We start from the raw sequence: 23398 nt of genomic DNA, 5'->3' as shown, positions 1-23398 counted from the left end.
GATCAAGAGACGATCGTCTCATTTTTCCTGTGTCAATACTGTTCCGGTGAATACTTACGAAAAAGTCTCCTCAAATATTTTACGTTCTTTAGAGTAATCAAAACTTTTAACAGACTCAGCCATATAATTATTTAAGAAACCAACGACACTATGATCAAACTCATCACGGTTATTTTTATATGCAAAGAACTTAAGTATTAACTCTTGTTTAGTACCATCATTTAACTTCGGGTCAGGTAAGTTAACAACAGCATTAAAGTCTTGATTGAGAGAAAGTTCAGTCAAGAAATCGTTGAATTGACCACGAAATACACATGCCCCGTATCTCTTGATCTGTCAACTTAATACCACCAGTATTCAATCGTTCAAAAAGATCAAATCTTACTTTCATGTCGCTTTTATCACTAAGCGTTGTAACTTTCAAAGGACGAAGTGAAAATTTTAGTTTTAATGTTGATGGAAGATCATCAAATGTGCAACCATTAAACTCACTCAAAATCTCCAAATCTTTTAATACGAGAGGACTCTCAAAAGAAAATTTCTTTAGCTGTTCAGGTGAACCAGCGAAATGAATCAATGAGTTTAATCTCTGTACACCATCAATCAACTCCCACGTTCCATCCCTGTTAGCAGCCATAAACAAGCTTGGAACAGGAATGCCAAGAAAAACAGACTCAATTAATTTTGATTGATTTTCGGCTGGCCATCTAAATTGGCGCTGATATTCAGGTGCAACATCGATAATATCATCATATGACATGGATATTATTTCTTTAACAGAAATATCGAAAGAATCAAAGTCAACCTTTCTTGTTTCTTGCTCTAAGGAAGGTGCGAATAAGTACCCTATGCGCCAAAACTAAAAAGTTTAGCCATTTAATATCAATAATTTAGAATGGTGTGTTTTTGTGCCAAGTGACTTGTTAGCACCTTCCCTAACTGGGTAATGAAATCTTTCATAATATTTTTACCATTCATATGACTGAAAGCACATAGTAATAACCAGATATGAATTATACAAATAAGTTTTTAATAAATCCGTTTTTTGCGACAACGTGCGTAGTGCGTAGGTTCGATTAGCGAAGCGTAATCGGACGATCGAGTAATCGGACGATCGCGTAAGACGATCGCGTAATCAGACGTTTACAACGGAACAACCCTTTTAGGGGTTTACTCCAATCCTCCCAACACCCCATCCACCGACCCGCACCAATCCGGCGGATAGACGCCACTCGCCACGTAACGATGGAAGGTGGAATACGGCCAATCGGCCACCCGGGTGACATGACCATGTTTGAGGGGGTTGATATGGACATAATCCATATGGTGGCGGTAATCCTGCTCATCCCGGATCAGGTGTTCCCAATAATGGCGTTGCCAGATGCCCCGCTCCCCGTGGCGCAACCGGGTCTGGCTACGCCGCTCGGTCACCGGCAAGGCGCGGGAAAAGTGGCTTTTGATCAACCGCCACCGCAGGGGGAAATCGGTGTCCCCCTGCGGTAAAGAGAGGATGCAGTGGAGATGGTCGGGCAACACTACCCATGCATGAATGGCGAAGGGGTGAGCCTGTTGCACCTTGGCAACGCTATGGCGCAGCAGGTCGATCTGCTCCACCAGCAACCGGTTGTTGCGCCGCTCCAGCAGGTTGACGGTAAAGAACCAGGTTCCTCCGGGCCACCATGCCCGCCGCCAGTTGGCCATGCATTTCCCCTATCTTCGGCAGAAAAGTCAAGCATAGCCTTGCCGCCCGGCGATCCGTTCGTGGGCCCCGTCGCGCGGTTGTCAGATGATGGGATGGACCGGTGACGCGATCGTTCGATTGTCCGATTGTCCGATTACGCGAACGTCCGATTACGCTTCGCTAATCGAACCTACATGCAGGCGGATATCCCAAGCTCCCGCCTGTCTGACTTACCTCGGCTGAAACGCCTTGACGATAAATTCGATAAAGAGCCGCACGTTGCGGGACTGCTCCTTGTGGAAGGGGTAGACGGCGAACAGGGCGTGGGGGTCGGGTTGCCAGTCGGGGAGCAATCTGACCAGGGTGCCGTCCGACAGGTCGTTCGACACGAATTCATCCGGTACCAGGATCACCCCGAGCCCTTGCACCGCCGCCTGTTTCAGGGCGATGCCGTTGTTGGCGCAGAAGCTGGCGGGGGGCAGCTCCACCGCCACGCTCTCCGCGTCCCGGGTGAAGAACCACTTGTTGGGGGAGGAGGAGAGGCTGTAGCGCAGGCAGTTGTGGGCCTTGAGATCCGCCGGGTGGGCGGGTTGGCCCGCCTCCTTCAGGTAGTCGGGGGCGCCGCAGAGCACCCGCTGCACCTCGCACAGGGGTTTGGCGCGCAGGGTGGAGTCCTCCAGGGTGCCAGCCCCCCGGATCACCACGTCCAGCCCCTGATCCACCAGATCCATGTAGGCGTCGCTCAGGATCACCTCGATGCCGATTTCCGGATAGCGGCGCTGGAACGCGCAGACAAGGGGGTTGAGGCGGATCAGCCCGTAGGACATGGGCATGCCGATCCTCAGCCTGCCCCTGGGGCTGAAGGAGGCAGCCATGATGGACTGGTCGGCGGCCTCCAGGCTGTCCAGCACGGCGCATATCTGGCCGTAATAGGCCATGCCGGCTTCGGTGACGCTCAGCCGCCGGGTGGTGCGGTTGATCAGCGCAATGCCGAGAAAGGCTTCCAGCTCGTTGATGTTCTTGCTGACCGCCGCCTGGGAGAGGCGCAGATCGTCCGCCGCTGCCCTGAAGGTGCCCATTTCCACCACCCGGCGAAAGACGTTCAGCGCCGTGATCTTGTTCATCCTGCCCCCGTTAATTCACTACTGGTAAATGATGGCGCCATCATTGCGCACTTTTATCACAATAGTGCGGTTCCCCGGGGTGTCCACCCCCCATCCCCCGCCAGACAGAGAGTTGCCCGTGGCAGACCGGCCCGGATCATGGCCCTCCGGGGCGTGGCGGGCCCGACAGAGACGCAGACGAAAGGGAGGCGATGAGCCCAGGGCTCCCCGGCCCGTGACGGCAGGCATAGCAGGCATAAAAGCAGGCGGCAGGGCCCGGGCCCCGCCGCCAGATGGCACGCACCGGCTTACTGCACTTTGCCAGGGGCGGGGGGCAGGGTGATGCCGACATCGGCCCAGGGGTTGGTGCCAAGCAACTGCGCGTGGGGCACGTCGGCCTGGTAGCGCATGGTGAACGCTCTGGGGCCGTGGGCGAAGGCTACCAGCAGCCCCTGTTTTGCATCCATCAACCCGGCGTGCATGCCGAGCCCGTGATAGCTGATCCGCACGGCCTTGTCCTCAAGGCCCACCTTGTCTATCTGGAAGCGGGCGATGCTGCCGTCTTTGAGGGTAAAGCCCCAGCGGAAGGGGCCGCCGCTGACCACCGTCATCACCTCGTCGATGTCGGTGCCGTCCTCGGCGGAGTTGACGTGCATGCGGCCATATTTGCCGAGCACGGCGCTGCGGGTGCGCTCGTCCAGCGCCATCAGGTCATAGACCTTGGGGTAGGGGCCGACGCCGGTCTCTTCGGTGGCGACGCCGCCCCCTTGCACCGCAGGCGCGCGCCCTGCGAGCCTGGCTTGCTCCAGCAGTTCTCCCTGACTCAGGTTGAAGGCCGAGATCAGGGCGCCGTGCTCCGCTTTGGTCAACGCGCGGCGGTGAGAGGCTTCAAGCAGCGGCCTGGCGGCCTCGGGAATGTCGACAGTGACCACGTTGACGCCGATGGGGTTGAGCGCGTTGTTGACCGCTTCGACCCCGGTCACGGCGGGGCGGCCATCGCTGAACTGCACCGAGACGATGTCACCGGCGAAGGTGTTGAAAGAGAAGGCCGAGGCGAGGGTGCCGGCCAGCAGCGGGATAGGGGTGAGTTTCATACAAGACTCCTCGTTAAGGTTCGAGAAGCAGTCTAGGGCGGTGATGTGTTCACTGAAATGACACTCGGATGATATGAAAATTCACTGACAGTAATGAATCGTGGGGATCAGGGTCGTCGGCCCGCCCTGGGGGAGCGTGCCCTCTGCCAGGGGGTGTGAGCCCGGTTGACGCAACGGGGCCCGGCTTGTGGTATGACTCTGGACGTTACTCATCAGAACCTGTCGGAGGACGAGACAATGCTGGCGTTGATCACCACGGCGCACCACACCTGCTACCCCAATCCCATCGCCTTTCGGGCCGGAGAGCGGGTGCGCATCGGCTACGAGGACGACGAGTTTCCGGGCTGGGTGCGCACCTTTACCGCAGACGGCAACGAGGGGTGGGCGCCCCTGTCCCTGCTGACCCCGATCGGCGCCGGGGAGGCGCAGGCGCGCCAGGACTATACCGCCCGGGAGCTGGACGTGGCGGTGGGGGAGCGGGTACGGGTGGATCGGGAGCTGGCAGGCTGGCTCTGGGTTCACAACGAAGCGGGGCAATCAGGCTGGATACCGGCAAGCTGCATCGCCTCGCCCTCATAAGGTGGCAGCGGCTCGGAGAAGGAGTAGAGCGGAGAGAGAAACCCGGCCAGCGACGGACGCGGCGGCCGGGTGAATTGTAAAGAGTAGGGTGACGGAAAACGGGATCAGCCTAGTCTAATCAACTCGATGGGGGCGTAGCGCTCCTGGCTGTTCGTCAGCAGCACGCACTTCTCATGTTCCGCCTCATAGGGGGTCAGGTTGTCGGTGTGCGCCTCCTTGAGGGTGTCGACTGCGCCGGTGGCGGCAATCATCACCCGTTGGCCCAGGGTCAGCACATTGCGGTTTCGATCGTAGATCTTCATGGCATTCTCCTTGTGGGATGGGTGCCTCGGCCCGTGCCGGGGCAACGGGCTCCAGACTACGCCCCTCGAAAAACGAGATGCCTGTCACAGATCAAAAAAGGGGGAAAGAGGGACGCGGTGCGGCGACGGGGTATGGCGCTCTGGTCTCGCTGCCCGCCGGTGATCGCCACCGCCTGTCGCAGGGCAGGGAGGACGCCCCCGCTTTTCATCCCCTCGGGCTCGAACTGCAAGGGGGATGCGCTATAGTGGAGCCGCTCGTTTTACTGCCTTCAACCAACCGAGAGTGCATTATGAATCGTGATATCGCAGCCCAGTTCATCAAGATGCTGACCAACCTGGACCAGTGTCTGGCCAAGGCCGAGGCCCACGCCGAGGCAAAGAAATTCAACGTGGACAACTTCTTCAATGAGCGCCTCATCGTCGACATGCTGCCCCTGAGCAAGCAGGTGCTGATCTGCTGTGACAGCGCCCGCGCCGTGGTGGCCACCGCCAGCCTGAGCGAGCCGCCGGTGCTGGGGGATGATCCCAAGACCATGGCGGATCTGCGCGCCCACGTGGCCAAGACCATCGCCTACCTGCAAGGCAAGCTGGAGGCGGATTTCAGCCAGTACGCGAGCGGCCACTACTACCCCTACTGGGCCGGTGGCAAGGGGATGGACGGCCACAGCTGCGTCCACGAGTACGGCATCCCGAACTTCTACTTCCACCTCACCATGACCTATGCCCTGCTGCGCCAGGCCGGGGTGGATCTGGGCAAGCGGGATTACCTGGGTGGTCTGAACCTGCAATAAACCGCGCTTCAGCGACGACAAAGCCTGCCCCCTGGCAGGCTTTGTCGTTTTCGGCCCGGCTCAGCGCCCCAGGTTGTCGGCCAGTTGTTTGGCGCGACTTGCGGCCCACTGATCGATCATCTTCTCCATCTCCTCGGCGGTGATGGGGGAATCCTTGTGGGTGGTGTCCGGGCTCTCGCGAGCGTCCATCACCCGCACCAGCAGCTTGCCGCTCTGGGCGTCGAGCAACTGGGCCATGCTGCCCACCCTGAGCAGATAGGGCTCCTTGCCTATTACCTCGCGGGTGACGTTGATGGCGATCTTGGCGGGCAGCAGATCCCGCAGCTTGGGGTCGGGGTGGGTCAGGTCGAAGTTGGTGATGGCCGCCTGCACCCGCATCACGCCGGGACCGGGTTCGGTAGCCATCTTGACGCCCTGGCTCATCAGCTCCCGCTGGAAGGTGGCGTGGTAGTAGCGGCCTATCTCGTTCTGCTCGTTGGCGGTCAGCAGATACCACTGGCCGTTCTCCTGGCGGATGAACTGCAAGGGATCGAGCAGCACCTGATGGTACTGGCGCAGATCCACGCCGGGCTCCTTGTAGATACGCTGGTTGGGGTTGCTTTCACTCTGCTGGAAGGCCGTGAGCGGGATCGCCTGCAGGCTGTGGGTGACCTGGTTCTTCACGGCGCACCCGCCCAGCAGGGCGGCAGCCATGGTCATCATCAAGACTCGTTTCATGGGGGCTCCTGGCGGTGGATGGTCGCTGCAAGGACGCAGCCCGCCCTGCCCACAGAGATACCTGATCAGGCCCCTCTCTCACAAGGGGTATCTGTGCGGGGGCCACCGGGGGTGCCCCCGTGTCGGGTCACTCGGCGGGGATCTCGGGCTCCACCAGGGTGGCGAGCTGCATCAGGGACTCCTGCCAGCCGAGGTAGCACATCTCCACCGGGATGACCGCCGGAATACCCGCCTGTTCGATGGCGAGATCGGTGCCGCACAGCACCTGGGTGAGGGTGATGGTGACCTGCATCTCCCCCGGCAGGTTGGGGTCGTCGAAGCGGTCGGTGTAGCGGATGCGCTTGCCCGGCTCCAGCGCGAGATACTCGCCGCCGAAGGCGTGGGTGTGGCCGCTGGCGAAGTGGGTGAACGACATCCTGAACTGGCCGCCGACCCTGGCATCCAGCGCCGCCACCTTGCAGGTGAAGCCATGGGGGCGCAGCCATTTGGCCAGGGCGTCCGGCTCGATAAAGGCCTGGTATACCCGCTGTGGCGGGGCCTTGAGTACGCGGTGCAGGGTGACTGTGTTCATGGGGGACTCCTCTTGGCGGCAACAGGGACGGGTCGCAGCAAGGATAGCCGTCATCCCCGTGGCCTGCGGGGGTGCGTCGCCTCCTTTCGCCTGCAGAGAGGATTTTTCGTTTTCTCTTCAAGGAGTTGATCAAGATAGAGGTTATTGTCACCGTTCGCTCATATAATCGCCGCCATGCAAGCGACTCGGAAGGATTCGATGACACAGCTGATGGCGGCCCTGCTGGGGCTGTTTTACGCCAGCCTGATCTGGGCGGCGCCCGTCCCCTTCGTGACGGCCCCCGGCCCCCATGCCACGCAGGGGAGGCTGGAGCCCCTGCTCTCCTGGTTCTCGGGGGAGTTTTCCAGCCAGGAGCAGGCCACTTTCGATGCCCGCTTCACCAGCGCCGAGCTGCGGCTGGTGGAGATCTGGCCCGGGGAGGGCCCCTTCCGCTGGGTCTATGCGGAGCAGTTTCTGACCGAACGGGCGCAGCGACCGTTTCGCCAGCGCATCTACCGCTTCTCCTCCCTGCCCGATGGCCGCATCCTGATGGCCGAACTGACCATGCCGAGGGCCACGGATTTTGCCGGCGCCTGGCGTCGGCCCGAGCTGCTCGACTCCCTCACCCCGCAGCAACTCTCCCTGCGCGAAGGGTGCGAGATCTGGCTGACCCGCCAGCCGGGCGGGGAGTACAAGGGACAGACCCGGGTCGGGCATTGCGCCACCGATTTTGGCGGTGCCACCACCCTGGTGCAGTACCTCTGGATCGGCCCGGACAGCGTCCGGCTGCTGGACAGGGCCTATGACAACGGCGCCCATCAGCGCTGGGGCAGCCCGGGGGAGGGTTACGTCTACCTGCGCAAGGGGATGCGGCGCGGGGAGTAGTCGCGCCGTCCGTCAGGGCCCCTCTCTGCTTGCCGCCAACAAGGACGTGCCGGTCAGGCTGCTGGCCAGTGCCCCTGCAGATCCACCAGGATGGAGAGGCTGACCGCGCCAAACAGCAGGCCCGTTATCAGGTTGAGCGGGCGCTGGATGCGGCCGAGCAGGTGCTGGGCGCGGGGAGTGGAGAGGCTCCAGGCCAGGGCGCTGAACCAGACGAGGGAGAGCAGGAACAGCTCCAGGATCAGCAATCCCCGGGTCAGGCCATCCACCTGGGGCGTCACCATGGCGGCCAGCAGTCCCATGAAGAACAGCATCGCCTTGGGGTTGAGCAGATTGGTGGCCAGCCCGCTCTTCACCCCCTTGCGCCAGCCCGGCCGCTCGCCTCCGGCGCGCAGCGCCAGATCCCCGCTTCCCTGCCAGGCCGCTTTCAGCGCCCCCCAGCCCAGCCAGCCCAGATAGATGGCACCCACCAGTTTCACGGCGAGAAAGAGCCAGGGCTGGCTTGCGATCAGCAGGCTGATGCCGGTCAGGCTCAGGGTGGCGTGGAGCAGGATGGCGAGGGCGATGCCAAGGGCCGCTCCGAGGGCGGTGGGCCTGTGCAGGCTGGTGCGCAGGATGAGTGCGAAATCCGGGCCCGGGCTCGCCAGGGCGACGAGGTGGACGAGACCCAGGGTCAGAAACAGGCTGGTGAACATAAAAGACCTCCGACAGCGGTATGGAGGTGACAGCATGGGGCAGGACGGGGGACGGGAGATTGTAAAAGATTGCAGCGGCGACGATTCAGGCGGGCAGCATCTGCTGGCGATACTCCGCCGGGGTGAGCCCGAAGGCCTGACGAAAACCGTGGTGGAAGTGGCTCTGATCGAAGAAGCCCACCGCCAGTGCCACTTCGCTCACCGGCAGACCGCTGCCGAGCAGGCGCTTGCCCTGTTCGAGGCGCAGCCGCTTGAGCCAGGCATAGGGGGTCATGCCGGTCTTCTTCTTGAACTGACGCAGGAAGGCGAAGCGATCCAGCCCGAACAGGGCGGCCAGGTCCTCCAGGGTGTGGCGCTCGTCCAGCCGGGCCAGCAGATGGTCGCGCAGGAACCTGAGCTGGGGATCCGCCAGGGCGTGGCGCTCGGGGGCGAGCCGGAACAGTTCGCCCAGCAGGGCCAGCAACTGGCTCTCCGCCAGCAGGCCGTCGGGGGAAGGGCCGTCCAGGTGCATGTGCAGGCGGGCAAAGCCCTGATAGAGGTCGGGGCGGCTCTGCAATCCCTGGTGGAAAAAGGGCTCGGGGTGTTCCGGCAGCCAGCGGGCCAGCTGCTCGGGGGCGATGGAGAAGACCCGCACCTCGTACCCTTCCGGCAGCAGGCTGAGGCCGTCGTGCATTTCGTCCGGGTTGACGGTGGAGAGTTCGCCGCGCACCAGGTTGTGGCTGTTCCCCTTGTGGATGAACTTCTGGCCGCCCCGCTGCACCAGACCGATGTGGTAGTCCAGATGCACGTGGCGGCCATAGCTGAACTCCCTGTGGTGGGAGTGGGAGAGTTCAACCCCCGGCAGCAGCCGGGATTGCCAGTAGTGGATGCGGGATTGGGGTGCGTTCATCCCCTATTGATACCCCGAAAGCGGCCCCTTGGCTTGTAGATTATTGCGCCGGCGCCTCAGCCGACCTCCTGGCGCCGCTTGCCGCTGCGCAGGCCATCCAGGCTGAACAGCACCAGGGCGCTCCAGATGCAGCCAAAGGTGATCATCTTGTCCAGCGCCAGCGCCTCGCCATACAGGGTCACCGCCAGGATGAACATCAGGCTGGGGCCTATGTACTGGAAGAAGCCCAGGGTGGAGAGCTTGAGCCGGGTGGCCGCCGCGGTGAAGCAGAGCAGGGGGCCGTGGTGACGGCGCCCGCGGCGATGAGCAGCAGGTTCAGGTGCCAGTCATTCTGGGTGAGGTGGCTGGTGGGGCTGTCGGCGATGCCCCACAGATAGAAGGCGGCCGGCGGCAGCATGATCAGGGTCTCGATGAGCAGGCCGGTGAGGGCGTCCAGGGCCAGCTTCTTGCGAATGAGGCCGTAGATGGCGAAGCTCGAGGCCAGCACCAGGGCTATCCAGGGCAGGGAGCCGAAGGCGATGAGCTGGACGGCAACACCGACAAAGGCGAGCCCCACCGCCCACCACTGCAGGCGGCGCAGCTTCTCGCTCAGAAACACCATGCCGAGCAGCACGTTGAACAGGGGGTTGATGTAGTAGCCCAGGCTCGCATCCAGCATGTGGCCGTTGTTGATGGCCCAGATGAACAGCAGCCAGTTGCCGCCGACGGTGACGGAGGTGAAGGCCAGGGTGAGCAGCACCTTGGGCTGGCGCAGCACCGCCTGCACCTTGTGCCACTGGCGTCCGAGCAGCACCAGCACCATCAACAGAGCGCAGGACCAGATCATGCGGTGGGTCAGGATCTCGGCGGCCGGCACGGCGGAGAGGGACTTGAAGTAGATGGGTGCCAGGCCCCAAAGGGTGTAGGCGCCGAGGGCATAGAGGACGCCCTGGCGCTGGATCTGTTGTTGCATGCGGATAACCTTCACTGGAGTGCGGATGTCGGGAAACATCGCAAAAAGTCAGTGTAGCGATCCTTCTGCAGGGAAAGAAGACAATAAATGGGTCTGACGGGATTTTAACAGCAGGAGCGACTTCAGCGACCGCCCCCGCGGCGGATCTTCTCCACGTCCATCAGCAGCCACAGCATGAGGGCGATGGCGGAGATCCAGGGGCCCCAGGTGACATAGGCTTCCCCCTGACCCAGCACGAAGAACAGCAGCGGCAGTCCCACCACCAGAAACAGTACACTTCCCAGAAAAAACAGCATTTTTATCTTTAAATTTAATGGCTTGCTATTTGACGATTATATCGATTGAGCGAGGGGATAAAAGAGTAAAAATGAGAAAGGGGGATTTCTCCCCCTGTTTTGTTGATAAGCGTCATTTATGACGTTATTCGAGCTGGATCCAGGTGCTTTTCAGCTCGGTGTACTTCTCCAGGGCGTGCAGGGACTTGTCGCGCCCGTTGCCGGACTGCTTGAAGCCGCCAAACGGCATGGTCATGTCGCCGCCATCCCAGTTGTTGACGAAGACGGTGCCGGCGCGCAGGGCGCGCGACCCCTTCACCGCCTGGTTGAGATCCGCCGTCCAGATAGCGGCCGCCAGGCCGTAGTCGGTGTCGTTGCCAAGGGCGATGGCCTCTTCCAGGGTGTCGAAGCCGGTCACCGCCAGCACGGGGCCGAAGATCTCCTCGCGGAAGATGCGCATCGTCGGGGTCACGTCGTCAAAGATGGTGGGCTCGATATAGTAGCCGCCCTCCTCGGGCTGGGTGCGCTTGCCTCCCAGCAGCAGCTTGGCGCCCTCCTGCTGGCCGATGGCGATGTAGTTGAGGACCTGCTCCATCTGGATGTGGTCCACCATGGCGCCGATGCGGGTGGTGGGGTCGAGCGGGTTGGCCGAGATCCATTCGCGGGCGTGGGCCAGCAGCCGCTCCATGAACTGGGGCTTGATGCTGTTTTGCACCAGCAGGCGGGAGGCGGCGGTGCACACTTCCCCCTGGTTGTAGAAGATGGCGCCGACGGCGCTTCTGGCGGCGGCGTCCAGATCCGGTGCATCCGCCAGCACGATGTTGGGACTCTTGCCGCCGCACTCCATAAAGGCGCGTTTCAGATTGGATTTCCCGGAGCACTGCACCAGATGCTTGCCGATCTTGGTGGAGCCGGTGAAGGTGATGCAGTCGACGTCCATGTGCATGGCCAGCGCCTCGCCCACGGTGTGACCAAAGCCCGGCAGCACGTTGAACACGCCGTCGGGGATGCCCGCCTCCTTCGCCAGACCCGCGATGCGCAAGGCGGTGAGGGGGGATTTCTCGGAGGGTTTGAGGATCACCGAGTTACCGGTGGCGAGCGCCGGGCCCAGCTTCCAGCAGGCCATCACCAGGGGGAAGTTCCAGGGCACGATGGCAGCCACGACACCGAGGGGCTCGCGGGTCACCAGGGCCAGGGCGGACTCTTCCACCGGGGCGACCTGATCGTAGATCTTGTCTATCGCCTCGGCGTTCCAGGCGATGCAGTTCGCGGCGGCGGGGGCGTCATACCCCATGGCGTCGCCGATGGGCTTGCCCATATCCAGGGACTCCAGCAGTGCCAGCTCCACCAGGTTCAGGCGCATCAGCTCGGCGAAGCGCTGCATGATGAGCTTGCGCTGCTTGGGAGAGAGGCCGCACCAGCGCTTGTCGTCGAAGGCGGCACGGGCCGCCTTGACCGCCAGCTCGGCATCGGCGGCGTCGCAGGAGGCGACCTTGGTCAGCAGTTGGCCGTTGGCCGGATTGATGCAATCGAAGGTGGCGCCGTTGACGGCATCCCGGTAGGTGCCGTCGATAAAGGCTTGCGAGGGCAGGGTCAGATGGGCGGCCTTGTGTTGCCACTGGGCCAGGGTCAGGTCACTCATGTTCACTCCTTGAACCGGCAGAAAGTCAGTCTCCGCGTATCAATATGCTAAACATCCTGCCGCTTGTAAATCCATCTTGTAACAATTCATTAAACACTGACCCCGAACAACCCGGGCCAACGGCGGGTCAAACCGGGGGCCCTGGCCTGTGGTGTCGGGGGTCGCGCGGCGGGGCGGGAGCCCGTGTCGCTGGCCTGATCCCTGGGCCGGGCAGGGGGGATCCCGGCGGGCTGTTCCGGGAGAAGGCCCGTCAGAAGCTGGCGGGCGTGTTGGCGGAGATCAGCACGCACTCCTGATCCCCCACGTTGCGAAAACGGTGGGGAGTGCGGCTGTCGAAGTAGTAGCCATCCCCCGGTGCCAGCAGGTGAACCTGCTCGCCTACCGTGACTTCCACCTGACCCCGGATGACGATGCCGCACTCTTCCCCTTCGTGACTCAGCATGTCGTCACCGGTGTCGGCGCCCGGGGGCAGTATCTCCTGCATCATGCCGATGGCGCGGTTGGCGCGGCTGTGACCCACCAGACGGTAGCTGATGGGGTGGGTGCCGAGATCCGGCATGTCGTCCGCACGGAAGATCACCTCGGAATCCATCTCCGTCTCGTCGGTGAAGAAGCTGGCCAATGACATGGGGATGCCTTCCAGCACCTTGCGCAGGGAGGCCACCGAGGGGCTCACCTGATTTTTCTCGATCTGGGAGATAAAGCCGTTGGTCACACCGGAGCGTTTTGCCAGCTCGCGCTGGGAGAGGGCCGCCTTGGTGCGAACCGCCTTGAGGCGGTGACCGATATCCATCGATAGACACTCCTTGACTGTTTACTATTATTAAAATTGTGTTAAATATCTTATACCACCCCTGAGGGGTGACACCAAGCCGGGCGATAAAAGCCCTTTTTTATGGATTCAGGTGTTTAATTTAATAGGCATGAGCCGGGTGTTACTAAACGCCTTAAGGATGAGGTGACCATGAAACCTGTCAGCGACATCAATACCCCCGACATGTCCGCATTCTGGATGCCGTTCACCGCCAACCAGCAATTCAAGGCGGCGCCGCGCATCCTGAAGTCGGCAGAGGGGATGTATTATCACTCAGAGGATGGCCGCAAGATACTGGATGGCACTGCCGGACTCTGGTGTTGCAACGCAGGCCATGGTCGGCGCGAGATCGCCGAGGCGGTCTCCCAGCAGATCTCCCACCTCGATTTTGCCCCCACCTTCCAGATGGGCCACCCCCTGCCGTTCGAGCTGGCCAACCGGCTGGTGGAGATCGCCCCCAAGGGATTCGGTCACGTCTTTTATACCAACTCCGGATCGGAGTCCGTGGACACCGCGCTCAAGATTGCGCTGGCCTGGCAGCGGGCTCGCGGCCAGGGGACCCGTACCCGGCTCATCGGCCGCGAGCGCGGCTACCACGGGGTGGGTTTTGGCGGCATCTCGGTGGGGGGCATTCCCGGCAACCGCAAGTGGTTCGGCTCCCTGCTGACCGGGGTGGATCATCTGCCCCACACCCTCAACATAGGGAAAAATGCGTTCACTAAGGGATTGCCAGCAGAAGACCTCACCCTGGCCGATGAACTGGAGAAGATTGTCTTCCTGCACGACGCCAGCAACATCGCGGCGGTCATCGTCGAGCCCATCGCCGGCAGCACCGGGGTCATCATGCCCCCCAAGGGCTATCTCAAGCGGCTGCGGGAGATCTGTACCAAACACGGCATCCTGCTGATTTTTGACGAGGTGATCACCGGTTTCGGCCGCCTCGGCTCCCCCTTCGCCGCCCAGGAGTTCGACGTCATCCCCGACATGATCACCTGCGCCAAGGGGCTCACCAACGGCGCCATCCCCATGGGGGCCGTGCTGGTGCAAAACCATATCTATGACGACATGATGGCGGCGGGCAAGGGGGCCATCGAGCTGTTCCACGGCTACACCTACTCCGGCCACCCGGTGGCGGCGGCGGCGGGTCTGGCCACCCTCGAGATCTACCGGAGCGAAAATCTGCTGACCCGGGCAGCCGAGCTGGCGGGCTACTGGGAGGAGGCTGCCCATTCCCTCAAGGGCTGCAAGCACGTGAAGGACGTGCGCAACTACGGCCTGGTGGCGGGCATTGAGCTCGAATCCATGCCCGATGCACCGGGCAAGCGGGCCTACGAGGTGTTCGTGCGCTGTTTCGAGAAGGGGGCGCTTATCCGGGTGACCGGCGACATCATCGCCCTGTCGCCTCCCCTCATCATCGAGCGCAGCCAGATAGACGATCTCTTCACCCTGCTGCAGGACGCCCTGCAGGCCCAGGACTGACCCCCACATCACACAGGATGGCGCTCGTCCCGGGCGTCATCCCCCTGTGCTGCCCCGGCGCGGCGAGGGGAGGACGGATGACCCATCACGGAGGATTTATGAGTTACAGGATCGACAACTTCATCGACGGCGAGACGACCGAGAGTCGCAGCGAGCGTTTCGGTGCCATCTTCAATCCGGCCACCGGCCAGCAGCAGGGCTCCGTCGTTCTCAGCACGGCCGATGAGTGTGCCGAGGCGATTGCCTGCGCCGAGCGCGCCTTTGGGGAGTGGTCCCAGACCCCGCCGCTGGTGCGGGCCCGGGTGCTGTTTCGCTTCAAGGAGCTGATGGAGCAGCACAGGGACGAGCTGGCCCAGCTCATCAGCCGCGAGCACGGCAAGGTCTTCTCCGACGCCCAGGGGGAGCTGACCCGGGGGCTGGAGGTGGTGGAGTTTGCCTGCGGCATTCCCCACCTGCTCAAGGGGGAGCACTCTCTCAACGTGGGCCGCGGGGTGGACAGTCACTCCATGATGCAGCCGGTGGGGGTCTGCGCCGGCATCACCCCGTTCAACTTCCCTGCCATGGTGCCGCTCTGGATGTTCCCGGTGGCCTTGGCCTGCGGCAACACCTTCATCCTCAAGCCCTCGGAGAAGGATCCGTCCCTCTCTCTGCGCATGGCCGAACTGCTCAAGCAGGCGGGCCTGCCGGACGGGGTGCTCAACGTGGTCAACGGCGACAAGGAGGTGGTGGACGTGCTGCTGACCGACCCGAGGGTCGGTGCCGTGTCGTTTGTCGGCTCCACCCCCATCGCCCAGTACATCTATGCCACCGCCTCGGCTCACGGCAAGCGGGTGCAGGCCCTGGGCGGCGCCAAGAACCACATGGTGGTCATGCCGGATGCCAATCTGGATCAGGCGGTTTCCGCCCTGATGGGGGCCGCCTATGGCGCGGCGGGCGAGCGTTGCATGGCGATCTCGGTGGCCGTGGTGGTGGGTGACGAGACCGCCGATGCCCTGGTGGCGAAGCTCTCGCCCCTGGTGGCGGCCCTTCGGGTCGGCCCCGGTCTCGGTCAGAGTCCGGAGAACGAGATGGGGCCCCTCATCAGCCGGGAACACCTGGCCAAGGTGCGCGGCTACGTGGATCAGGGAGTGGCCGAGGGGGCCGAGCTGGTGGTGGATGGCCGGGGCCTGAGCCATGGCGAGGGCTACTTCATCGGGGGCAGCCTGTTCGATCGGGTCGGCCCCGAGATGCGCATCTACCGGGAGGAGATCTTCGGCCCCGTGCTCGCCATCGTGCGGGCCCCGGACTACGAGACGGCCCTGCGCCTCATCAACGAACACGAGTACGGCAATGGCACCGCCATCTTCACCGGTGACGGAGATACCGCAAGGGACTTCACCACGCGGGTTCAGGTCGGTATGGTAGGGGTGAACGTTCCCATTCCGGTGCCCATGGCGTTTCACAGCTTCGGTGGCTGGAAACGGTCCATCTTCGGGCCGCTCAACATGCACGGGCCGGATGGGGTGCGCTTCTACACCCGGATGAAGACGGTGACCGCCCGCTGGCCCCAGAGCCTGCGCGCCGGCGCCGAGTTCTCCATGCCGACCATGAAGTGAGCCCCCGGCTCGCTGCCATGGCTTTAATCTCTTGCCCCCGCAGGCCGCCGGTCTGCGGGGGCGCTTCTGTCAAGGAGTAACAGATGCGACTGGGTATTCTCGATTGTGACCGGCTGGACCCCGATTTGGTGGGGGATTTTGGTCCCGTTTACTCCGAGATGTTTATCAAGGGTTTCCGGGCGTTGGCCCCCGAGCTGGAATTTCGGGTCTGGTCCGCCCTCGACGGCGATCTGCCCCCGGATCTGACCGAATGCGATGCCTGGCTCATCACCGGCTCGCGCCACGATGCCTACAGCGACATCCCCTGGATCCTGGCGCTGCGCGACTGGATCCGCCGGGCCCACGATGCCAACGTCAAGCTGGCCGGGGTCTGCTTCGGCCACCAGGTGATCGCCCAGGCGCTGGGAGGGGAGGTAATGAAGTCCACCAAGGGGTGGGGGCTGGGGGTGTCGGTCCATGCCATGCAGACGACAAAACCCTGGATGGCGCCGGGTCTGGACACCATCCGCATCCTGGCAAGCCACCAGGATCAGGTGGAGCAGCTTCCGCCGGGGGCGACCCTGCTCGCGGGCAACGACTTCTGCCCCAACTTCATGTTCCTGCAGGGGGATCACATCGTCGCCATCCAGGGGCACCCGGAATTCTCGGTGGCGTACAACCGGGCCCTGATCGAGCGGCGACGGGACAGGCTGCCCGATGCACATTACCAGAGCAGTCTCTCTTCCCTGGAAGGGGAGGTGGATTCCGCCACCATGATGCAGTGGCTGCTGCAGTTCCTCGGCATCCTGCCGATCGGGGCCGACGCGCGCTGAACCCCGTTTGTCATATCCACCGCGCTGATGCTAGATTTTGTAGCAAAATGAAGGATCAAGCGGCGATATGCCCAGTCCGGATGATACACTGGCCGCCATTTTTGGCGGCCTAGTCCATCGACGAGCGCCGCGTCAGTCTGTGAGGGGGCAACCTTGAAACTACAGCAGTTGAAGTATCTGATCGCGGTGCGGGACCACAATCTCAACGTCTCCGTTGCCTCCGATGCGCTCTATACCAGCCAGCCTGGGGTGAGCAAGCAGATCGGCTTGCTGGAGAGCGAGCTGGGGGTGCGCATCTTCGAGCGCCGCGGCAAGCACCTGCACCGGATCACCCCGGTGGGGGAGGAGATCATCAAGTGTGCCGAGGCCATGCTCAATATCGAGAGCAAGATCAAGGCCATCTCCCGGGAGTACCTGGATCCGACCGTGGGCACCCTCAACATCCACACCACCCACACCATCGCCCGCTACCTGCTGCCGAAAAGCGTCACCTACTTCACCAAAAAGTACCCCAAGATCTCGTTCCACCTGCATCCTGTGATGTCCGCCACCAAGGAACAGATCAGCAAGGGATACTCGGATTTTTCCATCGTGGCCCACGAGATAGGCTTCGACAAGGAGCTGATCGCGCTGCCCGCCTACCTCTGGACCCTCTCCCTGGTGGTGCCCCAGGAGCACCCCCTGGCCAAGGTGAAGAAGCCGACCCTAGAGCAGCTCTGCCAGTATCCCATCCTGAGCTACGAGAGCGGCGCCACCGGGCGTCAGGTGCAGGACAGGGTGTTCCAGGCGGCCGGCCTCACTCCCAACTACTACATGACGGTGATGGATGCCGGCGTCATCAAGCGCTACGTGGAGCTGGGCTTTGGCATCGGCATCATCTCCTCCCTGGTTGCCAACGATAGCGATGCCCCCGGCCTCGTGGCCATCAATCTGGAGCACCTGTTCGAGCCTTGCCCGGCCCAGATCTGCTTCAGCAAGAGCATCCTCTTGCAGAACTACATGTATGACTTCATCAGCTCTTTCTCCCCCCATCTCACCAAGGAGATGATCCAGAACGTGATGCAGCAGCCGACCCAGGCGCGCATCGACGAGCTGCTGTCAGGGGTGGAGCTGCCCGTCTACTGATCCCGCTTCCGTTTCTGTGCCGGCACCCCGGGGTGTCGGCCTCCTCCCGCCGAGGTTTCCATGTCCCGCATCCTGCTGCTCGCCAATCTCAACTGTGATCATGTGCTCTCCCTGGCCGAACCCCTGGTGGCGGGGGCGCGGCTGCAATACGTGGATCAGGGGCGCAGGCTCGGCGGCGGCGCCGCCAATACCGGCATCGGATTGGTGTGGGCGGGGCACGAGGTGATCATCGCCTCCCGGGTCGGGCTGGACGACACCGGTGACTGGCTGCTGGAGCAGGCGGCCTCATACGGCCTGGATTGCAGCCATGTGGAACGCTTTGGCGGCGAGACCGGCGAGCTGCTGGTGCTGGTGGACGCCACCGGTGAGCGCACCATTCTCAGGCGCCCACGTCGTCCGGATCTGCCGGGGGATCTGCCGACCGAAGGGGTGGATTGCCTCTATGTGAACTATCCGGGCACCGCCATCGTGGGCTACATGCGCCAGATGCTCGCCAAGAGTTTCGTAGTGGCCCAGTATCCCAAGGGGGGGCAGGCCCGCCGCCCCTGCCACGTGCTGGTGGCCTCCCGCTCCGATCTCGGCGAGGTGAGCGACCTCTGGCAGCATGCCCGCCAGCTCGCAGGGGAGCAGCTTGAATGGCTGGTGCTGACCGAGGGCAAGGCGGGCGCCGTGGCCATTCACGGGGAGGAGCAGGTCAGGGTGGCGGCGCGACCGGTCTCCGTGGTGGATACCACGGGGGCGGGGGATGCCTTCGCGGGCGGTCTCATCCACGGTCTTGCGCGGGGCATGGCCATGGCCGATGCGCTGCAGTGCGCCGTGGACTGGGGCGCTTTCGCGGTGGCCTCCGAGAGCTCCATCCCCTCCCAGGCGCTGCGCAACTGGCTGAAGCAGCCCCACTGAACTCGCCGGACAACGGCTCCGGCGATGGTAGAAGAGGTGGGGATTTGTCGACGGAAACCGCCAAAACCCCTCGCTGAGGCGGCAAGTTTGCGATCAATCAAAGAAAGTGTCGATTTATGTACATCTTCGTCGACACCCGCCCGGGCTGCTCTTACCCTTGTGACTTCACGACTCGGTCGAAGAAGCCCATCCCGTGCGCACGCATGTGCAGACCCCCTCTTTGGCCACCGGCTGTCGTCCTGATTTCTGGCTTGTAGTAAGAGGCAAGTGCGACCATGCAACTGACACGATTTACCGACTACGCCCTGCGTACCCTGACCTTCCTGGCCATCCAGCCCGGTGATCGCCTGTCGACCATCACGGAAGTGGCCGACACCTTCGCCATCTCCCGCAATCACGTGGTCAAGATAGTGCATCAGCTCGGCATCAAGGGTTACATCGAGACGGTGCGTGGCAAGCATGGGGGCATCCGCCTCGGCCGTGCCGCCGTCTCCATCAACCTGCGCGATGTGGTGATGGACATGGAGCACGTGCTCTGCCCGGTGGACTGCAAGCGCGAAAACTGCCGTCTCTCCGGGGGCTGCCGCATCCAGGGCATTCTACGCCGCGCCATGCACGCCTTCCTGGAGGTGCTGGGGGAGTACACTTTGGCGGATGCGGTGCGGGATCCCACTCGTCTGTGCCACCTTCTCGGCATAGAGCAGGATAATATCCTGACCATGGCATGATGCCACGGTGAATGACAGAGGGGCCTGCGGGCCCCTCTGTCATTGCCAGCGGTCAGAGCTGGGGCACAAGGGTGATGGCTCCGTGCAGGCAGGCGAGGCCGCAAGCGCCGCAGCCATCGCAGGCGGCCATGTTGACGGTCACTCCCTCGCTGCCGACCTTGATCGCCTGCTGGGGGCAGGCATCTTCGCACAGCAGGCAATAGTAGCCCTGACGGGCTTGGCAGCTCGCCTCTATCCTGACCCGGGTCTGCACCTGACGGCCGAGGCAGAGATCCAGTGCGCCCGTGGGGCAGGCTCTGGCGCAGCTGCCGCAATAGCTGCACTGGCCACAGGCGAGATCCAGCACTGGGGTACCGGCGATGGGGCTGCCGTCATATTCGGGGCGATCGGCGGGCTTGATGAGGCCGTTGGGACACGCCTTGAAGCAGTCGCCACAACGGGTGCAGAGGGTGAGGAACTGGGACTCGTCGATGGCCCAGGGCGGGCGTGCCTCATGGCAGACCACCTCGGGTCTGCGGGGGCTCCCCCATGCGTGTGCCAGCCAGCGACAGAAAAAATGCGTCATGCCCACCTCTATACCTATTAGGGGTTAATTTTATCCAGTTTTAGGCCGGCAAGCCAGAGAATAGCGGCGGGCAGGATCGCAAGCCGGGTTGCCCTTGTGTAAGCTAGGCGGGTCTTTTTGCGGGATTGAATGAACTCATGTGGCTATTTCTGTGGCGTGCTTCTCTGCTCTATGTCTTCCCCCTGCTGATGTGGGCTTACTGCCATCTCAAGGGTATCGAGTTCAGTGAACTGGATACCGGGGTCAACAGCCACAAGTGGGTGGTGCTGGCGGCCTACCTGCTCTATGTGCTGATTTGGTTGCTGCTCAACCGCTATCTCGAACTCTTCCTGCGCCAGCGGGGGCGCAGATGACCCCGCTGCTGACCTGGTGGCCTGCCATGCTGGCTGGCGGGCTGGCGCTGCTGTTCGGCTGGTGGTGGGGGCGGCGCAGCGGCCGTGAAGAGGCGCTGCTGCTGGAGGAGCGTCATCAGGGGTTGCAGGACCGCTGGGACGCGCTGCAGGACGAGAAGATGCTGGCTCAGCAGAAGCTGGATCAGCAGCAGACCCTGCTGCTCAAGCTCACCGCCCGCCTCAAGGAGGCCGAGGCGACTCTGCGCAGCGAGCGCATCGCCAGCGCCGAGAAGCTGCAGTTGCAGCAAGAGGCTGAGCAGCGCCTCAGTCAGCAGTTCGAGAACCTCGCCAATCGTATCTTTGAACAAAATGCTGGAAACTTCCGCGAACTGAATCAGAACAGCATGGATCTCCTGCTGACTCCACTCAAAGAGCAGTTGGAGGGCTTTCGCCGCCAGGTGGGAGAGACCCACGCCCAGGAGACGGCCCAGCGCCACAACCTCAAGTTCGAGCTGGAGCGCCTTGCCGAGCTCAACGCCCGCATGACCGAAGAGGCGGCGGCGCTGACCCGGGCCCTCAAGGGCGACAGCAAGCAGCAGGGCAACTGGGGGGAGGTGGTGCTGGCGCGGATCCTCTCCGAGTGCGGCCTGCGCGAGGGGCATGAGTACCACACCCAGGTCAACATCGAGGTGGACAAGGGCAAGCGCTACCAACCCGACGTCATCGTCCACCTGCCCCAGGAGAAGGACATCATCATCGACGCCAAGGTGTCGCTGACCGCCTATGAGCGCTGGTACAACGCCGCTGACGATCTGGAGAAGGCGGTGGCGCTCAAGGAGCACGTCGCCTCGGTGCGCAACCATATCCGCGAGCTGGGCCGCAAGGATTACCAGCAGTTGCCCGGGGTGCGCACCCTGGACTATGTGCTGATGTTCGTGGCGGTGGAGCCTGCCTTCCTCGCTGCCCTGGAAGCGGACCCTTCCCTGGTGCGCTACGGGCTGGAACACAACATCCTGCTGGTGAGCCCTACCAACCTGATGGTGGCGCTGCGCACCATAGAGAACCTGTGGCGCTACGAGCGGCAGAACCAGAACTCGCGCCAGATAGCGGAGCGGGCCGGCCGCCTCTACGAGAAGCTGCGGCTGTTCGTGGAGGAGATGCAGCAGATGGGGGGCAGCTTGCACAAGGCGCAGGAGAGCTACGACAAGGCGATGGGCCGCCTGGTCAACGGTCGTGGCAACCTGATCGCCCAGGCCGAGCGCTTTCGCGAGCTGGGGGTCGAGGTGACCAAGCCCTTGCCGGACGCGCTGGTGGACAGGGCGCTGGAGCGGGAGGAGTCGGCGGACTGAGGGGAATCGTCATTCGCCGGGACAACGAAAAGGGCAGCCATTGGCTGCCCTTTTCGTTTCATGCAACAGCCTGGACGGCTGCTTATTGCTTCCAGAAGGAGGGGAAGAAGAGTACCGCCACCGTCAGGATCTCGAGGCGTCCCAGCAGCATGCCGAACGACAGTATCCACTTGGCCGCATCCGGCAGACTGGCGAAGTTGGTGCTGGGACCGATGACAGGCCCCATGCCCGGGCCCACGTTGGCGACGGCGGTGATGGAGCCCGAGATGGCGGTCAGGGGGTCCAGCCCGATAGCGGCGAGCAGGGCGGCGATCAGCAGGATGATGGCGAAGTAGACCAGCACGAAGGAGATCAGGGAGCGGATGATGGCGTCGTTGACCGGACGGCCGTTGTACTTCTGGGGAAACACGGCGGAGGGGTGCATCAGCTGGCGCATCTGTTTCTTGAACAGGGCGAAGGCCACCTGGACCCGAAAGATCTTGAGCCCGCCCGAGGTGGAGCCGGAGCAGGCGCCGAGTGCCAGCAGGATGATGAAGATAATGGTGGTGAGCGGGCCCCAGGTGCCGAAGTCGCCGAGTCCGAAACCCGTGGTGGTAAGCACGGAGACGATATTGAAGCTGCTGATGCGCAAGGCATCCATGAAGCCGTAGATGTCTCTCACCCAGAGATAGAAGGTGACGACCAGGGTCACCCAGACGATCAGCCAGAAGAAGCCCTGCACCTGGGCATCCTTGAACAGGCTGTTGTCACGGCGGGAGAGAGCCTGCACATAGAGCAGGAAGGGCAGGCCACCGAGGAACATGAAGAGGGTGCCTATCCAGTGCGCCGCGTGGGAGAAGTGGGACATGGATTGATCGGAGGTGGAGTAGCCGCCGGTGCTGAGGGTCGTCATGGCGTGGTTGACCGCTTCGAACAGGTTCATGCCACTCACCCAGTAGGCGAGGAAGCAGAGCATGGAGAGTACCAGATAGACCAGCACTATGTTGTTGGCCACCGTTTTGGCGCGGGGGGCGCTCTTGTCGGACCAATCGGAGCTCTCGGTCTGGAACAGCTTCATGCCACCGACGTTGAGGTAGGGCAGCACCGCCACCGCCATCACGATGAAGCCGACCCCGCCCAGCCACTGCAGGATGGATCGCCACAGCAGGATGCTGTGGGCCATGCCGTCGAGCCCCGACAGCACGGTGGATCCCGTGGTGGTGACCCCCGACATGGTCTCGAAGTAGGCGTCGGCAAAGTCGATATGGGTGATGAAGACGAAGGGCAGGGCCCCGAAGACGCAAGCGACCACCCAGACCGAGGTGGTGAGCAGGAACATTTCCCGCACGCCGAGGTGAAACTCTGCCTTGCGACCGTAATGGAGGCAGAGCAGGGCGGCACCATGGGTGATCAAGACCGACTTGAGAAATTCGACGAAACCTTCCGAACCGGTCAGCAGGGCCAGCAGGGTGGGCAGCCACATGAAGAGCGCCAGCTTGGAGAGCACCAGCCCGAGCGTGAAGACGATGGGATGCAGCTTGATCATGCAAGAAAACCTGGTCGTTGAT

General features: G+C 62.5%; 26 protein-coding genes and 1 pseudogene. 11 read left to right on the top strand and 16 right to left on the bottom strand.

Translation table 11 applies throughout. The features are described from left to right. Positions 1-54: 54 nt before the first annotated feature. The 5 genes from C2U47_RS23055 to C2U47_RS08845 form a co-directional block, all read right to left on the bottom strand. Positions 55-285: a hypothetical protein gene (locus C2U47_RS23055; RefSeq protein ID WP_199766846.1), complete on the bottom strand. Its 231-nt coding sequence runs from the start codon at positions 283-285 to the stop codon at positions 55-57. Further along, positions 278-766, bottom strand: a complete 489-nt coding sequence (locus C2U47_RS08860) for a DUF262 domain-containing protein (RefSeq protein WP_435301497.1) — start codon at positions 764-766, stop codon at positions 278-280. Before C2U47_RS08860 ends, C2U47_RS23055 begins: the two co-directional genes overlap by 8 nt. 404 nt (positions 767-1170) lie before the next feature. Beyond that, a complete protein-coding gene (locus C2U47_RS08855; protein ID WP_049636728.1) occupies positions 1171-1701 on the bottom strand; it encodes an REP-associated tyrosine transposase in 531 nt (176 codons plus the stop codon). 210 nt (positions 1702-1911) lie between these two features. After that, positions 1912-2805, bottom strand: a complete 894-nt coding sequence (locus C2U47_RS08850) for a LysR family transcriptional regulator (RefSeq protein WP_049636727.1) — start codon at positions 2803-2805, stop codon at positions 1912-1914. A gap of 287 nt (positions 2806-3092) precedes the next feature. Continuing rightward, a complete protein-coding gene (locus C2U47_RS08845) occupies positions 3093-3878 on the bottom strand; it encodes a hypothetical protein (RefSeq protein ID WP_049636726.1) in 786 nt (261 codons plus the stop codon). A 237-nt stretch (positions 3879-4115) separates the two neighbouring features. Here C2U47_RS08845 and C2U47_RS08840 point away from each other — a divergent pair, with 237 nt between their 5' ends. Then, on the top strand, positions 4116-4457 hold the full coding sequence (locus tag C2U47_RS08840) for an SH3 domain-containing protein (protein WP_049636725.1): 342 nt from the start codon (positions 4116-4118) through the stop codon (positions 4455-4457). A gap of 104 nt (positions 4458-4561) precedes the next feature. Here the strand turns inward: C2U47_RS08840 and ydfZ are convergent, their stop codons facing one another. Then, positions 4562-4759: a putative selenium delivery protein YdfZ gene (gene ydfZ, locus C2U47_RS08835; RefSeq protein ID WP_010672483.1), complete on the bottom strand. Its 198-nt coding sequence runs from the start codon at positions 4757-4759 to the stop codon at positions 4562-4564. 290 nt (positions 4760-5049) lie between these two features. Between ydfZ and C2U47_RS08830 the strand changes: the two genes are divergently transcribed. Beyond that, complete coding sequence (locus tag C2U47_RS08830; RefSeq protein ID WP_039039533.1) at positions 5050-5550, top strand: DUF1993 domain-containing protein; 501 nt, start codon at positions 5050-5052, stop codon at positions 5548-5550. Positions 5551-5610: 60 nt separating this feature from the next. Here C2U47_RS08830 and C2U47_RS08825 read toward each other — a convergent pair whose 3' ends face one another. Next, on the bottom strand, positions 5611-6267 hold the full coding sequence (locus tag C2U47_RS08825; RefSeq protein WP_049636724.1) for a DUF3313 domain-containing protein: 657 nt from the start codon (positions 6265-6267) through the stop codon (positions 5611-5613). A gap of 127 nt (positions 6268-6394) precedes the next feature. Continuing rightward, on the bottom strand, positions 6395-6838 hold the full coding sequence (locus C2U47_RS08820) for an SRPBCC family protein (RefSeq protein ID WP_049636723.1): 444 nt from the start codon (positions 6836-6838) through the stop codon (positions 6395-6397). A gap of 198 nt (positions 6839-7036) precedes the next feature. On the opposite strand from C2U47_RS08820, the gene C2U47_RS08815 reads away from it, so the two are divergent. Beyond that, the gene (locus C2U47_RS08815; protein ID WP_041212148.1) at positions 7037-7702 is read left to right on the top strand and encodes a chromophore lyase CpcT/CpeT; all 666 of its coding nucleotides are present in this window, start codon (positions 7037-7039) and stop codon (positions 7700-7702) included. A 53-nt stretch (positions 7703-7755) separates the two neighbouring features. Here the strand turns inward: C2U47_RS08815 and C2U47_RS08810 are convergent, their stop codons facing one another. The 6 genes and pseudogenes from C2U47_RS08810 to C2U47_RS08790 all read right to left on the bottom strand — a co-directional run bounded on the left by C2U47_RS08810 (position 7756) and on the right by C2U47_RS08790 (position 12945). Further along, positions 7756-8394, bottom strand: a complete 639-nt coding sequence (locus tag C2U47_RS08810) for a LysE family translocator (protein ID WP_049636722.1) — start codon at positions 8392-8394, stop codon at positions 7756-7758. A gap of 85 nt (positions 8395-8479) precedes the next feature. Then, entirely contained in the window at positions 8480-9283 is an 804-nt protein-coding gene (locus C2U47_RS08805) for an AraC family transcriptional regulator (RefSeq protein WP_049636721.1), read from the bottom strand. A 56-nt stretch (positions 9284-9339) separates the two neighbouring features. After that, positions 9340-10235 (bottom strand): annotated as a pseudogene (gene rarD, locus C2U47_RS08800) (EamA family transporter RarD). Between the two features lie 122 nt (positions 10236-10357). After that, positions 10358-10531: a hypothetical protein gene (locus C2U47_RS23050; protein WP_010672491.1), complete on the bottom strand. Its 174-nt coding sequence runs from the start codon at positions 10529-10531 to the stop codon at positions 10358-10360. 124 nt (positions 10532-10655) lie between these two features. After that, positions 10656-12152 carry an aldehyde dehydrogenase gene (locus C2U47_RS08795; protein ID WP_041212149.1) on the bottom strand — a complete coding sequence of 499 codons (1497 nt, stop codon included), beginning with the start codon at positions 12150-12152 and terminating at the stop codon, positions 10656-10658. Between the two features lie 250 nt (positions 12153-12402). Beyond that, positions 12403-12945: a cupin domain-containing protein gene (locus C2U47_RS08790; protein ID WP_010672493.1), complete on the bottom strand. Its 543-nt coding sequence runs from the start codon at positions 12943-12945 to the stop codon at positions 12403-12405. Positions 12946-13116: 171 nt separating this feature from the next. On the opposite strand from C2U47_RS08790, the gene C2U47_RS08785 reads away from it, so the two are divergent. The 6 genes from C2U47_RS08785 (at position 13117) to C2U47_RS08760 (ending at position 19605) form a co-directional block, all read left to right on the top strand. Then, complete coding sequence (locus C2U47_RS08785) at positions 13117-14445, top strand: aspartate aminotransferase family protein (RefSeq protein WP_045522440.1); 1329 nt, start codon at positions 13117-13119, stop codon at positions 14443-14445. A gap of 98 nt (positions 14446-14543) precedes the next feature. Continuing rightward, the gene (locus C2U47_RS08780; protein WP_039039524.1) at positions 14544-16040 is read left to right on the top strand and encodes a CoA-acylating methylmalonate-semialdehyde dehydrogenase; all 1497 of its coding nucleotides are present in this window, start codon (positions 14544-14546) and stop codon (positions 16038-16040) included. An 83-nt stretch (positions 16041-16123) separates the two neighbouring features. Further along, positions 16124-16852, top strand: a complete 729-nt coding sequence (locus C2U47_RS08775) for a glutamine amidotransferase-related protein (protein WP_010672496.1) — start codon at positions 16124-16126, stop codon at positions 16850-16852. A 153-nt stretch (positions 16853-17005) separates the two neighbouring features. Next, positions 17006-17977, top strand: coding sequence for a LysR substrate-binding domain-containing protein (locus C2U47_RS08770; RefSeq protein WP_041212153.1), 972 nt, complete (start codon positions 17006-17008; stop codon positions 17975-17977). 60 nt (positions 17978-18037) lie between these two features. After that, a complete protein-coding gene (locus tag C2U47_RS08765; protein ID WP_049636720.1) occupies positions 18038-18877 on the top strand; it encodes a PfkB family carbohydrate kinase in 840 nt (279 codons plus the stop codon). 275 nt (positions 18878-19152) lie between these two features. Further along, positions 19153-19605 (top strand): Rrf2 family transcriptional regulator, encoded by a 453-nt coding sequence (locus C2U47_RS08760; RefSeq protein ID WP_010672499.1) that lies wholly within the window; start codon positions 19153-19155, stop codon positions 19603-19605. Between the two features lie 52 nt (positions 19606-19657). Here the strand turns inward: C2U47_RS08760 and C2U47_RS08755 are convergent, their stop codons facing one another. Further along, positions 19658-20170: a ferredoxin-type protein NapF gene (locus C2U47_RS08755; RefSeq protein ID WP_010672500.1), complete on the bottom strand. Its 513-nt coding sequence runs from the start codon at positions 20168-20170 to the stop codon at positions 19658-19660. Positions 20171-20307: 137 nt separating this feature from the next. On the opposite strand from C2U47_RS08755, the gene C2U47_RS08750 reads away from it, so the two are divergent. Together C2U47_RS08750 and rmuC are read left to right on the top strand one after the other, a co-directional pair. Next, positions 20308-20523 (top strand): hypothetical protein, encoded by a 216-nt coding sequence (locus tag C2U47_RS08750; protein ID WP_010672501.1) that lies wholly within the window; start codon positions 20308-20310, stop codon positions 20521-20523. Then, positions 20520-21851 (top strand): DNA recombination protein RmuC, encoded by a 1332-nt coding sequence (gene rmuC, locus C2U47_RS08745; protein ID WP_049636719.1) that lies wholly within the window; start codon positions 20520-20522, stop codon positions 21849-21851. The genes C2U47_RS08750 and rmuC overlap by 4 nt, the downstream gene beginning before the upstream one ends. 82 nt (positions 21852-21933) lie before the next feature. Here rmuC and C2U47_RS08740 read toward each other — a convergent pair whose 3' ends face one another. Next, positions 21934-23376, bottom strand: a complete 1443-nt coding sequence (locus tag C2U47_RS08740) for a TrkH family potassium uptake protein (protein ID WP_010672503.1) — start codon at positions 23374-23376, stop codon at positions 21934-21936. Positions 23377-23398 lie beyond the last annotated feature (22 nt).

It is taken from the genome of Aeromonas sp. ASNIH7 (assembly GCF_002903485.1).
Lineage (GTDB): Bacteria > Pseudomonadota > Gammaproteobacteria > Enterobacterales > Aeromonadaceae > Aeromonas > Aeromonas caviae.
Note: the sequence above shows the minus strand (reverse complement) of the source record. Positions and strands in the feature narration are given on the sequence as shown.

Bases quoted from the DNA above. Each gene is read 5' to 3' on its own strand.
- C2U47_RS08855 (WP_049636728.1), bottom strand. From the start codon at position 1,701: ATGGCCAACTGGCGGCGGGCATGGTGGCCCGGAGGAACCTGGTTCTTT.
- C2U47_RS08850 (WP_049636727.1), bottom strand. From the start codon at position 2,805: ATGAACAAGATCACGGCGCTGAACGTCTTTCGCCGGGTGGTGGAAATG.
- C2U47_RS08845 (WP_049636726.1), bottom strand. From the start codon at position 3,878: ATGAAACTCACCCCTATCCCGCTGCTGGCCGGCACCCTCGCCTCGGCC.
- C2U47_RS08840 (WP_049636725.1), top strand. From the start codon at position 4,116: ATGCTGGCGTTGATCACCACGGCGCACCACACCTGCTACCCCAATCCC.
- ydfZ (WP_010672483.1), bottom strand. From the start codon at position 4,759: ATGAAGATCTACGATCGAAACCGCAATGTGCTGACCCTGGGCCAACGG.
- C2U47_RS08830 (WP_039039533.1), top strand. From the start codon at position 5,050: ATGAATCGTGATATCGCAGCCCAGTTCATCAAGATGCTGACCAACCTG.
- C2U47_RS08825 (WP_049636724.1), bottom strand. From the start codon at position 6,267: ATGAAACGAGTCTTGATGATGACCATGGCTGCCGCCCTGCTGGGCGGG.
- C2U47_RS08820 (WP_049636723.1), bottom strand. From the start codon at position 6,838: ATGAACACAGTCACCCTGCACCGCGTACTCAAGGCCCCGCCACAGCGG.
- C2U47_RS08815 (WP_041212148.1), top strand. From the start codon at position 7,037: ATGACACAGCTGATGGCGGCCCTGCTGGGGCTGTTTTACGCCAGCCTG.
- C2U47_RS08810 (WP_049636722.1), bottom strand. From the start codon at position 8,394: ATGTTCACCAGCCTGTTTCTGACCCTGGGTCTCGTCCACCTCGTCGCC.
- C2U47_RS08805 (WP_049636721.1), bottom strand. From the start codon at position 9,283: ATGAACGCACCCCAATCCCGCATCCACTACTGGCAATCCCGGCTGCTG.
- C2U47_RS23050 (WP_010672491.1), bottom strand. From the start codon at position 10,531: ATGCTGTTTTTTCTGGGAAGTGTACTGTTTCTGGTGGTGGGACTGCCG.
- C2U47_RS08795 (WP_041212149.1), bottom strand. From the start codon at position 12,152: ATGAGTGACCTGACCCTGGCCCAGTGGCAACACAAGGCCGCCCATCTG.
- C2U47_RS08790 (WP_010672493.1), bottom strand. From the start codon at position 12,945: ATGGATATCGGTCACCGCCTCAAGGCGGTTCGCACCAAGGCGGCCCTC.
- C2U47_RS08785 (WP_045522440.1), top strand. From the start codon at position 13,117: ATGAAACCTGTCAGCGACATCAATACCCCCGACATGTCCGCATTCTGG.
- C2U47_RS08780 (WP_039039524.1), top strand. From the start codon at position 14,544: ATGAGTTACAGGATCGACAACTTCATCGACGGCGAGACGACCGAGAGT.
- C2U47_RS08775 (WP_010672496.1), top strand. From the start codon at position 16,124: ATGCGACTGGGTATTCTCGATTGTGACCGGCTGGACCCCGATTTGGTG.
- C2U47_RS08765 (WP_049636720.1), top strand. From the start codon at position 18,038: ATGTCCCGCATCCTGCTGCTCGCCAATCTCAACTGTGATCATGTGCTC.
- C2U47_RS08760 (WP_010672499.1), top strand. From the start codon at position 19,153: ATGCAACTGACACGATTTACCGACTACGCCCTGCGTACCCTGACCTTC.
- C2U47_RS08755 (WP_010672500.1), bottom strand. From the start codon at position 20,170: ATGACGCATTTTTTCTGTCGCTGGCTGGCACACGCATGGGGGAGCCCC.
- C2U47_RS08750 (WP_010672501.1), top strand. From the start codon at position 20,308: ATGTGGCTATTTCTGTGGCGTGCTTCTCTGCTCTATGTCTTCCCCCTG.
- rmuC (WP_049636719.1), top strand. From the start codon at position 20,520: ATGACCCCGCTGCTGACCTGGTGGCCTGCCATGCTGGCTGGCGGGCTG.
- C2U47_RS08740 (WP_010672503.1), bottom strand. From the start codon at position 23,376: ATGATCAAGCTGCATCCCATCGTCTTCACGCTCGGGCTGGTGCTCTCC.